12 protein-coding genes and 3 pseudogenes are annotated in these 16,240 nt (G+C 24.3%); 1 reads left to right on the top strand and 14 read right to left on the bottom strand.

Annotated elements, in window-relative coordinates; all coding sequences use genetic code 11:
- Positions 1 to 554: 554 nt before the first annotated feature.
- From HU701_RS03125 to HU701_RS02465, 5 genes and pseudogenes are all read right to left on the bottom strand, one after another.
- Positions 555 to 1,426 (bottom strand): annotated as a pseudogene (locus tag HU701_RS03125) (exodeoxyribonuclease V subunit gamma); the annotation flags it as partial.
- 61 nt (positions 1,427 to 1,487) lie between these two features.
- Complete coding sequence (gene mscS, locus HU701_RS02480; protein WP_158346629.1) at positions 1,488 to 2,333, bottom strand: small-conductance mechanosensitive channel MscS; 846 nt, start codon at positions 2,331 to 2,333, stop codon at positions 1,488 to 1,490.
- A 150-nt stretch (positions 2,334 to 2,483) separates the two neighbouring features.
- Positions 2,484 to 3,572 carry a class II fructose-bisphosphate aldolase gene (gene fbaA / locus HU701_RS02475; RefSeq protein ID WP_158346627.1) on the bottom strand — a complete coding sequence of 363 codons (1,089 nt, stop codon included), beginning with the start codon at positions 3,570 to 3,572 and terminating at the stop codon, positions 2,484 to 2,486.
- Positions 3,573 to 3,618: 46 nt separating this feature from the next.
- Positions 3,619 to 4,788: a phosphoglycerate kinase gene (locus HU701_RS02470; protein WP_178919354.1), complete on the bottom strand. Its 1,170-nt coding sequence runs from the start codon at positions 4,786 to 4,788 to the stop codon at positions 3,619 to 3,621.
- A gap of 145 nt (positions 4,789 to 4,933) precedes the next feature.
- Positions 4,934 to 5,521: a YhgN family NAAT transporter gene (locus HU701_RS02465; RefSeq protein ID WP_178919353.1), complete on the bottom strand. Its 588-nt coding sequence runs from the start codon at positions 5,519 to 5,521 to the stop codon at positions 4,934 to 4,936.
- A 303-nt stretch (positions 5,522 to 5,824) separates the two neighbouring features.
- On the opposite strand from HU701_RS02465, the gene asd reads away from it, so the two are divergent.
- The gene (gene asd / locus HU701_RS02460) at positions 5,825 to 6,937 is read left to right on the top strand and encodes an aspartate-semialdehyde dehydrogenase (protein ID WP_256868554.1); all 1,113 of its coding nucleotides are present in this window, start codon (positions 5,825 to 5,827) and stop codon (positions 6,935 to 6,937) included.
- A gap of 107 nt (positions 6,938 to 7,044) precedes the next feature.
- Here the strand turns inward: asd and tusA are convergent, their stop codons facing one another.
- The 9 genes and pseudogenes from tusA to lgt form a co-directional block, all read right to left on the bottom strand.
- Positions 7,045 to 7,281: a sulfurtransferase TusA gene (gene tusA, locus HU701_RS02455; RefSeq protein WP_158346619.1), complete on the bottom strand. Its 237-nt coding sequence runs from the start codon at positions 7,279 to 7,281 to the stop codon at positions 7,045 to 7,047.
- 45 nt (positions 7,282 to 7,326) lie between these two features.
- Positions 7,327 to 7,955 (bottom strand): annotated as a pseudogene (gene nadD / locus HU701_RS02450) (nicotinate-nucleotide adenylyltransferase).
- A gap of 5 nt (positions 7,956 to 7,960) precedes the next feature.
- Positions 7,961 to 8,992, bottom strand: coding sequence for a DNA polymerase III subunit delta (holA, locus tag HU701_RS02445; protein ID WP_178919348.1), 1,032 nt, complete (start codon positions 8,990 to 8,992; stop codon positions 7,961 to 7,963).
- Positions 8,993 to 9,004: 12 nt separating this feature from the next.
- Positions 9,005 to 11,593, bottom strand: a complete 2,589-nt coding sequence (gene leuS, locus HU701_RS02440) for a leucine--tRNA ligase (protein WP_178919345.1) — start codon at positions 11,591 to 11,593, stop codon at positions 9,005 to 9,007.
- Positions 11,594 to 11,785: 192 nt separating this feature from the next.
- Positions 11,786 to 12,649 carry a CNNM family magnesium/cobalt transport protein CorC gene (gene corC / locus HU701_RS02435; RefSeq protein ID WP_158346612.1) on the bottom strand — a complete coding sequence of 288 codons (864 nt, stop codon included), beginning with the start codon at positions 12,647 to 12,649 and terminating at the stop codon, positions 11,786 to 11,788.
- Between the two features lie 92 nt (positions 12,650 to 12,741).
- Positions 12,742 to 13,128: an rRNA maturation RNase YbeY gene (ybeY, locus tag HU701_RS02430; RefSeq protein ID WP_218651335.1), complete on the bottom strand. Its 387-nt coding sequence runs from the start codon at positions 13,126 to 13,128 to the stop codon at positions 12,742 to 12,744.
- 81 nt (positions 13,129 to 13,209) lie between these two features.
- A complete protein-coding gene (miaB, locus tag HU701_RS02425; protein ID WP_178919343.1) occupies positions 13,210 to 14,529 on the bottom strand; it encodes a tRNA (N6-isopentenyl adenosine(37)-C2)-methylthiotransferase MiaB in 1,320 nt (439 codons plus the stop codon).
- A gap of 67 nt (positions 14,530 to 14,596) precedes the next feature.
- Positions 14,597 to 15,391, bottom strand: a complete 795-nt coding sequence (gene thyA, locus HU701_RS02420; protein ID WP_158346606.1) for a thymidylate synthase — start codon at positions 15,389 to 15,391, stop codon at positions 14,597 to 14,599.
- A pseudogene (lgt, locus tag HU701_RS02415) lies at positions 15,388 to 16,240 on the bottom strand (prolipoprotein diacylglyceryl transferase). Before lgt ends, thyA begins: the two are co-directional and overlap by 4 nt.

Below are 16,240 nucleotides of genomic sequence, written 5' to 3'. Positions count from 1 at the left end.
TCAATATCTAAAAAAAATAAATCATTTGTGTGTTTTTTGTCTATCCCCCATCTGATATTTGTGACTTCAACCCAGTTATGTAAAATTTTTATTTCTTCTTCTGAAATATTAAAATTTTTTGATATAATAGGAATGTCTAGTAATTCTAATACTTCTTTATTATTAAAGCGAATGTGAGATAAATTTAATATTGTATTAAATAGATAAAATATTTTTTGTTTATTTTTACAATTTTTTTTATGAATATAAAAAGATATTTTATCTTTTTGATATTGTGATTTAAATACAGAATTAATATTTTTTTTATAGTTTTCTAAAGAAAATGAAGTAACAACAATATCATGAGGTTTTATACTCGGATTTTTATTGAGTATTTTTATTAAGATTGCATATAAAACTTCAATTTCATGTTGTTTATTATAGCAAGTATTTATAGAAATCGAATTATCTTTGGGATCTAAAGTTTGTTTTAATGTTTTTTTGTTTGTTGTGAAATTTAAAATGTTGTTTTTAATATTATTTAATAAATTATTTACATAATATTTTTTAAAATAACTATTAACTTTAATATTTTTTAAATTTTTTATGAAAAGTAAATAAATATTTTCATATTTACCCCACAATACTTCCAATGTATTATAAAAACAATTTTTCGTTTCTGTATTACATGATTTTTTGTGTAAATCAACTTCATAGTTTATTATATTGTTTTTATAAGCTGTCAAATATAAAAAATATACATCAGTATATATACTTATTTCATGAAAAACTTTTATGTATGATGGATTGATAGAGAATGACCAAATAATAAAAATGCGTTTTGGAAGTGTTATTTTTTTTTTTTTTTTTTTTGAATCAAACTTTTAAATTTATAAAATAGGTTTGCAAAGTTATCAATAGATTGATTAAACTTTTTATTATCGTTTCTAATTTCGTTCCATAATTTTTCTTGCCATGATTTTTTTGAATTAATTTTTGATGCTATTTTTTCTTTTTTTTCCCATTCTTGAATCCATTGGGGTCTATATAAAATATAATTTTGGAATAGATCTTGTATGAAAGATGAAAATTGAAACTTTTTGATTGTGTTATCATTTTTTTTAATAAATTCAAAAAAATTATTTTCTTCAATAATTTTCATTATTTTCCAAATATTAGTTGTTTTTTTTAAAATATTTTTTACCTCATTTTCAGGCATAATTTTTTTAAATATCTTGAAAATAAAAACTTTTGGATGTATTAGTTTAAAATCTGATGAAATACCTGTATAATTGGCTGTGAACATATTAAGGTATTCAAACAGCACTTCGTTATCATGAATAATAATTTCTTTTTCAAAGATATATGGTATTGGATTTTTTTGAATAACTTTACATATTTTTAAAAATAATGTATTTAATTGATTAAATTTATATAAAAAAAACATAAAAAAACCTTTTGTTCCTAAAAAAAATTATAAAAAATAAAATATTAAAAAATTAAATTTTTTATTTTTTTTTATAAAGATGAACATCTATTTGTGGGTAAGGAATATTAATGTTATTTTTATCTAGTGCTTTTTTAAATGCAGCCATTAAATCCCAATATACAGAATTTAATTCATCTGTATTACTCCAGCATCGTATAATAAAATTTAAAGAAGACGGTGCTAACTCACTTAAACCAATTATAATATCCCTATCTTTTATCACTCTATCTTCATTTTCTATAACTTTTCTCAATACTTTGACAACTAAATCAATATCTGTATTGTATGCAACGCTAATAGAGAACTCATTTCTTCGAGCAGGTTCTCTTGAATAATTGATAATATTTCCAGAAATAATTTTATTATTTGGAACAACTACAATTTTTCCATCTAAAGTGCGTAATGTTGTATAAAAAATATGAATATTTAAAACCGTTCCTGATACATTTCCTAAATTTACATATTCTCCTGTCTTCAAAGGTCTTAGTGTAACTAATAGAACTCCTGCTGCAAAATTCGAAAGCGAACCTTGTAATGCTAATCCGATAGCCATGCCAGCAGCGCCTAATATAGCAATAACAGAAGTTGTTTGAACACCTATTCTCCCTAATGCAGCGATCAATGTAAATGTAATAATAATATATCTCATTAATGCAGAAAGAAAACCTGCAATAGTAGCATCAATATTTCGGGTAATTAAAATTTTATTAACTCCATTTGATATTATTTTTGCTACAAACATACCAGAAATTAAAATAACAATAGATGATGTTAAATTAATTATGTATCCAAATAATAGCTCTTGATTTCGTATTAACCAATTACCTGCATGGTTGATATCGCTTACTACGTTAAGCTCATCCATTGTCACCTCTTTGATTTATGATAATAAATATATAGTTTAAAATATCTTAATTATATTAAATTAATTTCTTAAGAATTTTATTATATTAATTCCTGTCGATAATTTGCGGAGAATATTTTTATTTATTCCCCGTATTTAAAAATAAATTATTTATTGTGTTTGTAAAATATTTGAAGCATTTAGCTCTTGAAATGTTTTTTCTAGCCTTATAGACATGGATTCTTTTGCTTGATTTATCCAAGATCTTGGATCATAATATTTTTTATTTGGTTGATTATTGTCTTTTATATTTCCTACTTGACTTTGCAAAAAATCTTTGTTTTTTTTGTAAAAGTTTAGAACACCTTTCCAAGCAGCCCATTGTATATCAGTGTCAATATTCATTTTTACTACGCCATATTTAATAGATTGTTTAATTTCTTTGAGATTTGATCCTGATCCTCCATGAAATACTAAATTTAATGGTAGTTTTTCTAAATTATGTTTAAAACTAATATATTTTTGTGATTCTTTGAGAATACTAGGTTTTAAATGAATATTTCCGGTTTTATAAACTCCATGTACATTTCCAAATGCAGCAGCTATAGTAAAATTTTTACTAATCTTAATCAACTTTTCATATGCGTAATTAACATCTTTAGGTTCAGTATAAAGCAACTCTTTATTAATTTTACTATTGTCTATTCCATCTTCTTCTCCACCTGTACATCCTAATTCAACTTCTAATATCATATTAATTTTTTTTATTTTTTTTAAATATGAAGTACAAATTGAAATGTTATATTCTAGTGTTTCTTTCGATAGATCAATCATATGTGATGTAAAAAGAGGTCTTTTATAAATTTCATAGTGTTTTTCGCCTTCTTTAATTAACCCATCAATCCATGGTAATATTTCTTTATGACAATGATCAGTGTGTAGTATAATCGGAATATTATAGTTTTTTGCAACTAAATGTACATGTCTAGCTCCTGATATAGCGCCTTTTATAGCTCGTTCTTGATTTTTTCTGAATATCTTTTCAGAACCACCTGCAATAAAAGAAGCTCCTCCATAAGAAAATTGTATAATAACCGGAGATTTTATTTTAGAAGCTGTTTCTAATACAGCGTTAATTGAATCAGTGCCTATGCAATTTACTGCTGGTATTGCAAATTGTTTTTTTTTAGCCAATCTAAATATCGCTTGACATTCGTCACCTGTTACAACACCAGGTTGAATAGAGTTTAAATTATTCAAATTATTTCCTATTATTTAAATTTTTAAATTAAAAAATATTATTTGGTTATTGTTGAGAAAAATTTTTTTCTAACATATCTATTGCAGGTAATTTTTTTCCCTCAATAAATTCTAAAAATGCACCACCTCCTGTTGAAATATAAGAAATTTTATCTTTGATACAAAACATATCAATAACAGATAGTGTATCGCCGCCTCCAGCTATTGAAAAGTTAGAATTGTTTGCGACCGCTTTAGCGATTTTTTCTGTCCCTATACGAAAGTTCGGAAATTCAAATACTCCTACCGGCCCATTCCAAATAATTGTTTTTGCTTTTTCAATTATTTTAACAACTTTTTTTATAGTTTTATCACCAAAATCCATAATTTCTTCGTTTTTTTTAATTTTTGACGGTGATTTAATTATAGATTGTTCTGTTTCAGAAAAATTCTTTCCGACACGAGAATCAATTGGCGTAATAATATTATTATAGTTATCACGTAATTTTTTTGCTATTAATATAAATTCTGGTTCGTGTAATGATTTACCTACATCGTAATCAATTGCTAAAAAAGTGTTAGCTATTCCACCTCCTACTATCACAGTATCTGAAATATCACATAAATTATTTAATACATTAAATTTAGTTGAAACTTTAGATCCTCCTACTATAGACACCATAGGGCGTTTTGGGTTTTTTAACGCTTTTTTCAGCATTTTTATTTCAGATATTAAAAGAGGACCGGCGCATGCAATTTTTGCAAATTTTCCAATACCGTATGTTGAAGCTTGTTTCCTGTGTGCTGCGCCAAAAGCATCCATGACAAAAATATCGCATAATTTAGAATATCTTTTAGATAAAATTTTATCATTTTTAAGTTCACCTGAATTGAAACGAACGTTTTCTAAAATTAATAGTTCTCCTGGATTAATTAAGTCAATTTTTGAATAATTTTCCGTAAAATATACTTTAGTGTAGTCTATTTTTTTTTTTATATATTCAAATACAGGAAATAACGAATATTTTTTTTCATAAGATTCACTTTTTGGCCTTCCTAAATGCGACATAACAATTACCTTCGCTTTTTTTTGAAGAGCTAATTCAATTGTAGGAAGTGAAGCCAATATTCTAGCATCAGATTGAATAACTCCATTTTGAATAGGAACGTTTAAATCGCATCTTATTAAAACTCTTTTTTCTGTTATATTTATTTCATTTATATTTTGTATTTTCACAAAAACCTCTTTTTGAATTTAATTTTTATCAAAATTTTAATGATATACTTCTACCTGTTATTAGTTAGTTTTAATAAAAGGTAGTATAAAATAGATAATATTTTATCTTTAAATAAAAAAATTAATTTTTAAAATAAAAATTTATTTAATTTTGAAACCATGTTCTAATTCCATCAAGAAACATTTGAGTTGCAAGCATAATTAGTATTAAACCCATCAATCGTTCTAAAGCATTTACACCTTTAGAACCAAATAATTTTAAAAAAAAACCTGACAATAATAATATTATAATAGTAAAACACCATGCTATTAGTAAAGATCCTACTAAATATGACATGTGATGTAAATATTGATGAGATAACAACATTAATGTAGCTAATAAAGATGGTCCTGCAACCAATGGGATTGCTAATGGCACTAAAAACGGTTCTTCGTTAGAAGATATTCCACTGTTTTCTTCAGAAGGAAAAATCATTTTAATAGCAATTAAAAATAAAATGACACCACCAGATATTGATACTGTCTCAGTTTTTAAATTAAGAATATTAAGTATTTTTTCTCCGATAAATAAAAATAATAGCATGAAAATTAAAGCTATAATCATTTCTCGTATAACTACTATTCTTCTTCTTTTTGCATTTAAATTTTTTAGTATTGTCATAAAGACAGGTAGATTGCCTAAGGGATCCATTATTAATATTAATAATATAGTTGTAGAGATTATTTCGGTCATTTTAATTTATTATATCCTTGTTTAGATATGAATTTTTTAACTATATAGTCTATATAAAAATAATATAAATTTTCTACACTATATAAATATTTTAATATATATCAATATTATTTTTAATAAATATATAATTTTATAGTATATTAAAATTCAAATAAGATTTAATCTTTTCGTAAATAGTTATCCCTTATAAAATTATACAATAACTATATTTATTTTCGGAGGTCGGAAAGTTTTTACTAAAAATTTTTTTGTTATAGTTCAATAAAAATTTTGTTTTTTAAAAACTCCGTACGTTTATTAATGATAAAATCTGTTGGATTTGTTGGTTGGCGCGGTATGGTAGGTTCAGTTTTATTAAATCGAATGATTGAAGAAAATGATTTTTCAAAAATTATTCCTCATTTCTTTTCAACCTCTCAAATAGGTCAAAATGGACCTACTATAAATAACATAACATTTAAAAACCTTAAAAATGCTTATAATCTTAATCTATTAGAAGAAATGGATATTATTGTGACATGCCAAGGAGGATCGTATACTGATTCTATTTATTCTAAATTGCGAAAAAATAACTGGAATGGTTATTGGATAGATGCTGCTTCTACTTTAAGAATGAAAGATGATTCTGTTATTGTGCTAGATCCCATTAATTTAGAATCGATTAATCAAGCTATAAGTCATGGTATTAAAACTTTCGTAGGTGGTAATTGTACTGTCAGCTTAATGCTTATAGCTCTAGGTGGGTTATTCAAAGAAAACTTAATAGAATGGATTTATGTATCTACTTATCAGGCAGCTTCAGGAGCAGGTGCTAAATATGTAATTGAATTATTAAAACAAATGGGTTCATTATATAATGCTGTCTCTGAAGATTTATCTAATAATTTTTGTTCAATTTTAGAAATTACAAAAAAAGTTACAAAAATAATTCAAGATAATAATTTTCCATTAAAAAATTTTTCTGTTCCTTTAGCTGGAAGTTTAATACCATGGATAGATAGCGATATGGGAACAGGCCAAAGTAAAGAAGAGTGGAAAGGGCAATTTGAAACAAATAAAATATTAAATTCTAAGAATATAATAAAAATAGATGGAATATGTGTTCGTATAAGTTCAATAAGATGCCACAGTCAATCAATTTTAATGAAATTAAGTAAAAATGTTTCATTAAAAAATATAGAAGAAATCATTGCTAATCATAATACATGGGTTAATTTAATTCCAAATAATATGCAAGAAACAATATCTAAATTAACTCCATCTGCAGTGACTGGTACATTAAATATACCAGTAGGAAGATTAAGAAAATCTAGTATAGGAGAGAAATATTTTTCAGCTTTTACCGTAGGAGATCAATTGCTATGGGGTGCTGCAGAACCTTTGAGAAGAATGTTAAATTTATTAACTAATATTTAATTTTTTGAAAATATTATAAAAATTCAATTAATATACACACTTTGTGTGTATATTAATTTTTTAAAATTTAATTATTTAAAGTTCATATTAACTTTATACAGTATATTTTAATTAATTCCTTTTTTTAATATATAACGATATGGTTTTATATGAATAAAATATTCGATAAGTTGGTGTTTCATAAATTTACAAAAATATGGAATATCTCTTTTAGTGGATGGATCATCTGATATAACTAATATAGTTTCATGTTTTTTTATTTTTCTAATTGTTTTTCGAATTACCATAATTGGTTCTGGACATTTAAGTCCAATTAAGTTTAATATAATTTTTGTTTTTTTCATCGTGTACCAATTTAACTATCTAAAATTTTTAAAATAAACTAATTTTTAATATAAATTTTTTAAAATAATATATTTTTCTACTTTTTTAGGTAGCAATCCATTTAAACTTTCACCATTAGCAAAATTTTTTCTTATTTGAGTAGAAGAAATTTCTATAGTTGGTATAGATGAAAAAAAGATAAATCCGCATGATTTCTGATGTAGATAACTTGTATTTTTAATCGTATGTAAGGAAATCCACTTGTCTAGTTCGTTATTATATTTTTTTATGCTTTTTCGTGGAAGAATCAATAAATGAGCGTATGATAATATTTCTTTCCAATTCTTCCAGATATTTAAATGATTTATATGATCTTCTCCTATTATAAAACATAACGGTTGTAAAAATCCGATTTTTAGTCTTATTTTTTTTAATGTTTCTATAGTATAGAATTTTTTTTTTTTGTTTCTAATAAACTAATTTCAAATAAATTTTTATCTTGAATAGCATATTCGATCATTTTTAGTTTATGCATTAGAGATGTTTTAGTTTTAGATCGATGAGGAGGATTTTCATTAGGTAATAATATAATTTTTTTTATTGAAATTTCTTTTGCTAATTTTTCTGCGGAAAGAATATGTCCATAATGAATAGGATCAAAATTGCCCCCAAATATTGCATGTATTTTTTTCATTTTTGTTATGTTTTAATTTTTTTTATGTTTAAAGATAGTAATAATATTAATGTTTTTAATTCTATCCATATATCAGAATTATATTCTTCTTTTATTTTCATCTCTATTTGTAACAAAATTCTAATTACTTTAAGAAAATTATCAAAATTTATTGATTTAATTGCAAATTTAAAGAATTTTAATCTATTAAAAAAAATTTTATTTTGTTTAAAAAATAAATTTATATTTGTTATCTTTTCACGTTTTATGTAAATTAATTTTAATAAATCTTTTTGCAAAGCTCTTGTTAAAATAAGAGGATTATATTTTTGTTTTCGAAAAATATCTAGTATATAAAAAGCTTTTTCTATTTCATTGTAGAAAATTGCATTTACCCAGTCTGACGGAGTAAAAACAGCAAATTCATTAATAATATACTTAATTTTTTGCGAAGTAACATTTTCATTTTTCCATATAAGTATTATCATGTTTAATATATGATATATAAACAAAGTGTTACCTTCATAATTTTTGAATAATAAAAAAAAAGCATTTTTAGTAATTTCTATTTTTTTATCTTTTATTTCATATCTTAACCAGTTTTTAAAATTTGTACCATATGGTGTAAAACACCATATAATATCAATATTAAATACTTTTTTTTGTGTTGATAAATAGTTTTTGAAATTATTAGACAATTGATTAAATTTAATTATTGTTAATATATCGATATTTTTAATAAAAAATAATTTTTTTATATTTTTTATCAATACAGAATTAAAAATTTTTATAGTTAAATTTATCACTAAAACTTTTTTTTTAAAAAATAAATCATTTGAATTATAAAAATTTATAACTTTATTCCAATCTGTGTTTTTTTCGATATTAATAATATAATTTTCTTTAAAGTATTCTTTTTTAGCAAAATTTAATATTATTTTCTGATTATTATTCAGTAAAATTAAATCTTCTCCTAAGAGAATATAAAAAAAATTTAGTTTTTTGATTATTTTTTTTTTAATTCTTCTGTGTGTATAAATTTCATAAGTACATACCATTTTAAAAATTTTTTATATTACAAAGTTAATTATTTTTTTCGGAATATAAATTATTTTTTTTATATTTTTGTTTTCTAATTTTTTCTGCAATAATGAACTATTTTTAACATAAGAAATAATTTCTTTTTTTATAAGGTTATCTGGTATTTCTATAGTTAATTTCTTTCTCCCATTAATTTGAACAACTAATATATCATTTATTTTTAACAAGAAATTTTTTTGAAAAATCGGCCATTTTTCATGATCTATTAAAAAGCTTTTATTTAAATTTTTCCATATCATAAAACATAAGTGCGGCGTAAATGGATAAAGCATTTTTGTGATTGATATTAATGAATCTTTCATAATACATTTATCTTCTTCACTTTCTAATTTAAACTTTCTTAATATATTTACTAATTCCATTATTTTAGCAATAGCAGTATTAAAAGATTGTCTACGACTAATATCATCAGAAACTTGATAGATTGTTTTATGTAATATATGACACATGTTTTTTTGTTTTTTACTTAATAAATTAAAATTTATATTTCTATATTTGTGTTTTGTTTGAATGTAATCAAAAGATAATTTCCATAGTTTTTTTAAAAATCGGTAAACGCCTTTTAGTCCAGATTCACTCCATTCTAATGATGCTTCTACAGGAGCAGCGAACATAATAAATAATCGAATTGTATCGGCTCCATAATTATTTATAATTAGTTCTGGTTCAATGCCATTATTTTTAGATTTAGACATTTTAATCATTCCAGCATATATAATTTCTTTTCCCATCTTATCTTGTGCTTTAACAATTTCTCCTTTTATATTTTTTTGAATATTGACATTAGATTTATGAATCCAATTACGCTCATTATTTTTACCAATTTGATAAAATGCTTCTGATAAAACCATTCCTTGACATATTAAATTTTTTACTGGTTCATCAAATGGAACAAGTTTAAAATCACGTAACAATTTATGATAAAATCTAAAATACATGAGATGCATAATAGCATGCTCTATTCCTCCAATATATTGATCTACAGGTAACCAATATTTTGATGCTAAAGGATTAATCATTCCTTTTTTAAAATGAGGACAGGTATATCTTGCATAATACCAAGAAGACTCCATAAATGTATCAAAAGTATCTTTTTCTCGAATTGCATTTTGATGATTAACAGAAGTATTATAGTAACTAGATTGATTATTTGAAGGATTATTTAATAAATTAAAATCTTTTTTATTTTCTGGTAATAAAACAGGTAAGTCTTGTTCTGGTATTGGAACGATCTTTCCATTATTTAATGTGGCCATTGGAATAGGTGCTCCCCAGTAACGTTGTCTAGATATACACCAATCTTGTAATTTATAAACAATTTTTGTTTTTATCTTTTTTTCTTCTGATAATTTTTTTTTTATTTGTTTAGTTGCATCATCATAATTAAGCTGATCAAACTCCCTCGAGTTAATTAATTTTCCTTTTTCAGGAAAAAATTTTTTTTCAACTAATTTTATATTTTTTTTAGTAGATTTCTGAATAACATATTTAATTTTTAGATTATTTTTTATAGCAAAGTTCCAGTCGTTTTCATTGTGTCCGGGAACTGACATAACTGCCCCGGAACCATAACCATTAATAACAAAATTTGCTATCCAAATAGGTATTTTTTTTTGTGTTATAGGATGAACAGCAAACATGTTAGTATTTATTCCTTGAAATTTTATTTTTTCTATTTCCTCTCTAGAAAAATTTGCATTGTTTTGTTTTTCGATAAATTGTTTTAGTGTTTTGTTTTTTTTTGAAAGATATATAGAAAACTTGTTAAAAGGAGATATCGCAATATATGTAACCCCCATTATAGTATCTATTCTAGTAGTGAATATTTTAATTTTTTTGTTGGTGTTTTGGATGTTAAAAAAAATTTCAAATCCTTTTGATCTGCCAATCCAATTTTTTTGCATATTTTTTACTTTTTCAGGCCAGTTTTTTAATTGATCTAAATCTTTATATAAAGATTCTGCATAATGTCTAATTTTTATAAACCATTGCGGTATTTTTTTTATTTCAATAGTACTTTGACATCTCCAGCAGCAACCATTAATAACTTGTTCATTCGCTAATACAGTTTTATCATGAGGACACCAATTTATAAAACTATTTTTTTTATAAACTAATTTTTTTTTATATAATTGAATAAAAAACCATTGTTCCCATTTATAATATTCTGGATTACACGTAGTTATTTCTCTATCCCAATCATAACTAAAACCTAGTAACTCCAGCTGTTTTTTCATATATGCAATATTTTTATATGTCCAAGATGATGGTTCTATATTGTTTTTAATAGCGGCTTCTTCTGCAGGTAATCCAAATGCATCCCAACCAATAGGTTGTAAAACGTTTTTTCCTAACATCCTCTGATATCTTGCAATGACATCGCTAATAGTATAATTTCTAACATGTCCCATATGCAGTCTTCCAGATGGATACGGGAGCATAGGAAGGCAATAATACTTTTCCTTTGTATTATCTTCATAAACATGAAAAGTTTTATTATCTTTCCAGTATTTTTGCACATATTTTTCAATATTTTTCGGGCAATATTCTTGTTCCATAATTTTTCTCTAGAATAATTTTTATATTTTTTTAAAATAGATAAAAATTTTAATTTTATAAAAAAGATAAAACATTGTTTTTAATCAATTTTAAATAAGCGATTAAAATTTTAGATTCATTTGTATTAAAAATAATTTTTATGAATATAAATATCTTAAATAAACATAAGATAATAAGATATTTTTTATGTTTTATTTTAAAGTTTTGTTTTCTGGAATGGTGACATGTATTTGTATGATTTTTCTGCTATCTGCTGAAGATATCTTAAAATTGTATCCATTGATATTAATGTCCTCTCCATAACTAGGCAAATGTCCAAATGCTTTCATTACTAATCCACCAACAGTGTCTACTTCTTCGCTGCTAAAATGAGTCTTAAAAAAATCATTGAATTCTTTTATTTCGGTAAGTGCTTTGATAGAAAATATATTTTCTTGTAATTTACGAATGTTTATTTTTTCTTCTTCATCGTACTCATCTTCAATTTCTCCAACTATTAATTCTAAAATATCTTCTATGGTTACTAATCCAGAAACCCCTCCAAATTCATCTATTACTATTGCCATATGTGTTCTTTTTAAACGAAATTCTTTTAACATTTGATCCACATATTTACTTTCAGGAACAACGACTGCTGGTCTTAATACATTTTTAATATGAAAATCTTTATTTGAGTTTTTCATAAATGATAATAAATCTTTTGCTATCAAAAACCCTTCTACATAGTTTTTATCGCTATTCATTACTGGAAAACGTGAATGTGCAGATTCTAAAATGATATCAAGACATTTATTTAAATTATAATTTAATTTTAATATTATCATTTGTGTTCTAGGTATCATTATTTCTTTAATTTTTTTCTTTGCAATATGTATTACACCTTCTAACATATCACATGTATCTTGATCAATTAGTTCATTTTGTTCCGAATCTCTAATTAACGCGAGTAATTCTTCTCTATTTTTAGGTTCATCATGAAATATATGATTTAATAAAATAGAAAAAAAACCTTTTTTGTTAATTTTTTCTAAGCTTTTTGCATCTTTTTCACTCATAATATTTAGTTATCTATTTTAAAAATATATTTTACTATTCTATGTTAGAAAATCTTAGGTTAAAATAATTTTTGTCAATAATTATTAATTTTTTAGTAATATGGTTCGTCATAATTTAAAGATAACATGATTTTATTTTCTATTTTTTCCATAATTTCTTGTTCTTTACAATTTTTGTGATCATATCCTAATAAATGCAGAACACCATGTATAATCATATGGGCCCAGCGAGATTCTAATGTTTTCTTGTATTGTATAGATTCTTTTTCTATAATTTTTTTACACAAAACTAAATCCCCTAATAATCTTATATTTTTCTGTATAAAAAAATTTAATTGAAAAGATAGAATATTTGTCGAACAATTTTTTCCTCTGTATTTGAAATTTAAATTTTTTATTTCTGTTTCATCTACTATTCTAATAGTAATAATGGTAATGTTTTTTTTGTATAATACTTTTCTTATCCATTTCTCAAACATTATTTTTTTTGGTATTTTTTTTTTATTTTTACAATTTATTTGTATGTTTAAAATAAAACAATTTTTTTTTTCATATATTTTTTATAATAAAGTGCCATTCAAAATATGAGTATGTACTTCATTTATTTTAACTTTAACGAATTGGCCAATCGTTTTTCGTGGTCCATAGAAATTAACAATTCTATTGTTTTCTGTTTTTCCATATAATTGTCTAGGATTTTTTTTTGACTCACCTTCTACTAAAATATGTTGCTGGCTTCCCAGCATTTTTCTACTCCAAGACATGGTTTGTTTACTAATACAGTTTTGTAATATATACAAACGTTCTTTTTTTTCTTGAAGATCAATTTCATCTTTCATTTCTGACGCGGGTGTTCCTGGTCGACTTGAATATATGAAGCTATAACTCATATCAAAATTAATTTTTTTTATAAAATTGATAGTTTCTTCAAAATCTTCTTTAGATTCCCCTGGAAAACCGACAATAAAATCAGAACTAATTTGAATGTTTGGACGTGCTTTGACTAGTTTTTCAATGATTTTTTCATATTCCTCAGTAGTATATGATCTTTTCATAAGTTGTAATATTTTATTAGAACCGCTCTGTGCAGGCAAATGTAAAAAACTAACTAATTTGGGCGTATCTTTGTATACTTCAATAATATCGTCACTAAATTCAAGTGGATTACTTGTGGTAAAACGAATCCTTTCAATTCCATCTATTTCAGCAATCAATCGTAATAATTCAGAAAAAAAACAAATTTTTCCATCAAAAGTTGGGCCTTCATATGCATTTACATTTTGTCCTAATAAATTAATTTCTTTTATACCATTTTCAGCTAAATTTGTGATTTCAAATAAAATATCGTCAGACGGTCGACTAATTTCTTTTCCTCTTGTATATGGTACTACACAGAATGAACAATATTTATTACAACCTTCCATGATGGAAACAGATGCTGTATATCCTGTACTTTTGTTTGGTAAAAAATAATTAAATTTATCTAATTTAGGAAAACTAATATCAATAACAAATTTTTTGTTTTTTTCTGCTTCATCAATCATTTTAGGTAATTTATGTAAACTTTGAGTACCAAATATAATATCTACATATCTAGATCTTTTAAAAATTTCTTCGCCTTCTTGTGTTGCTACGCAACCGCCAACAGCGATAATAATATTAGAGTTTTTATCTTTTAATTTTTTCCATCTTCCTAATTGGTGAAAAAGTTTTTCTTGAGCTTTCTCTCTTATTGAACAAGTGTTTAAAATTAAGATATCTGCTTGCTCACAGTTTTCAGTAATTAAATATTGACCTGTACTTTCTAAATTTTTTGTTATCATAGACGAATCATATTCATTCATTTGACAACCCCAAGTCTTAATATATATATTTTTCATTTTTTTAATTATATTAATCCTATTTTTAAAATACTTTATTTGAATAAAGAAATGAATTATTAAGATTTTATACAGATATTTCGCCGCGAATGGCAGGATGAGGATTATAATTAATAATTTTAAAATCTTCAAAAACATAATCAAACAATGAATTAGGTTTTTTTAATATTATTAATTGTGGTAATTTTCGAGGATTTCGAAGAAGTTGTTTTTTAGCTAATGCAAGATGATTTTTATACAAATGAATATCACCACCTGTCCATATAAATTCATCAACTTCAAAATTACACTGTTGTGCTATCATATGCGTAAGCATTGCATAACTTGCTATATTGAATGGTAACCCCAGAAAAACATCACAAGAACGTTGATATAATTGACAACTTAATCTATTTTGAAATACATAAAATTGAAATAATGCATGACAAGGAGGTAAAGACATTTTATCTATTTCTCCAACATTCCAACTGCACACTAATATTCTACGAGAATTAGGATCTTTTTTTAATTTTTTTATTACGTTTTTTATTTGATCAATTTTTTTTCCATCTGATGCATTCCAACTTCGCCATTGTTTTCCATAAATAGGACCAAGATTTCCAAATTGATCAGCCCAATTATTCCAAATAAATATTTTATTTTCATTCAAATATTTAATATTAGTTTCTCCTTTGAGAAACCACAAAAGTTCATGAATAATAGCGGGTGTATGACATTTCTTTGTTGTAACAAGAGGAAATCCTTTTCTTAAATTAAATCTTATATTATGTCCGAAAATAGATAGTGTTCCTGTACCAGTGCGGTCGTTTTTTAATTTTCCATATTTAATTATTTTTTTTATTAACTGTAAGTATTTTTTCATAACGTCTCAAAATTAGATTTTTTGTAAAAAGATATAAATATAATAATTAATCCAAATATAATCATTGGAATTGATAAAATTTGACCCATTGTAATACAATTTTGAATTAGCCCAATTTGAGGATCAGGTTCTCGAAATACTTCAGAAATAATTCTTAATATTCCATAGCTCACTAAAAATAAACCGCTACTACTTCCTATAGGTCTTGTTTTTTGATTATATAAGTATATTATTAAAAACAGCAAAACTCCTTCTAAAATGCATTCATAAACTTGAGAAGGATGACGAGGTAATGTTCCATATTTTTCTATTATTGATTGTAATTGGGGAAATTTTAATGCTAGTGCTAAATCTTGATTTTTTGTGCTATGAAAAAGTACTGCATATGGAAAATTAATCGCGATACGTCCATATAATTCTTCGTTAATTAAATTTCCTAATCTTCCAGCGCCTAAACCAAAAGGCGTTAGAGCAGTTACTAAGTCTGAAAGAATAAAAATTTTAATTTTGTGTTTTATAGAAATATAATACATGCTAATAATTGCCCCTATTAACCCTCCATGAAAAGACATACCACCTTCCCAAACATGCAATATACATAACATATGTTTAGAAAAATATGAAAAATTATAAAAAATTATATATCCTATTCTACCTCCAATGCAAGAACCTAAAAAAACAGTGTATAGAAAAGATTCTATTTTGATTTTTTTTGTTTTTTTTTAACAATTTTTTTCCATATAAAAGAGCGAAAATAAAACTAATAACATACATAAGACCATACCAGCGAGCAGTAAAAGGACCAATAGAAAAAATAATGGGATTAATTTTTGGAAAAATAATGTACAT

This window comes from Buchnera aphidicola (Aphis gossypii), from assembly GCF_013394915.1.
GTDB lineage: Bacteria > Pseudomonadota > Gammaproteobacteria > Enterobacterales > Enterobacteriaceae > Buchnera > Buchnera aphidicola_AZ.
The sequence above is the reverse complement of the archived record's forward strand: the minus strand, read 5'-3'. Positions and strand labels throughout refer to the sequence as shown.

Bases quoted from the DNA above. Each gene is read 5' to 3' on its own strand.
- thyA (WP_158346606.1), bottom strand. From the start codon at position 15,391: ATGAAAAAATACTTACAGTTAATAAAAAAAATAATTAAATATGGAAAA.
- tusA (WP_158346619.1), bottom strand. From the start codon at position 7,281: ATGAAAAAAACAAAAATTATATTAAACTTAATTGGACTTAAATGTCCA.
- ybeY (WP_218651335.1), bottom strand. From the start codon at position 13,128: ATGTTTGAGAAATGGATAAGAAAAGTATTATACAAAAAAAACATTACC.
- leuS (WP_178919345.1), bottom strand. From the start codon at position 11,593: ATGGAACAAGAATATTGCCCGAAAAATATTGAAAAATATGTGCAAAAA.
- HU701_RS02465 (WP_178919353.1), bottom strand. From the start codon at position 5,521: ATGACCGAAATAATCTCTACAACTATATTATTAATATTAATAATGGAT.
- corC (WP_158346612.1), bottom strand. From the start codon at position 12,649: ATGAGTGAAAAAGATGCAAAAAGCTTAGAAAAAATTAACAAAAAAGGT.
- holA (WP_178919348.1), bottom strand. From the start codon at position 8,992: ATGGTATGTACTTATGAAATTTATACACACAGAAGAATTAAAAAAAAA.
- miaB (WP_178919343.1), bottom strand. From the start codon at position 14,529: ATGAAAAATATATATATTAAGACTTGGGGTTGTCAAATGAATGAATAT.
- mscS (WP_158346629.1), bottom strand. From the start codon at position 2,333: ATGGATGAGCTTAACGTAGTAAGCGATATCAACCATGCAGGTAATTGG.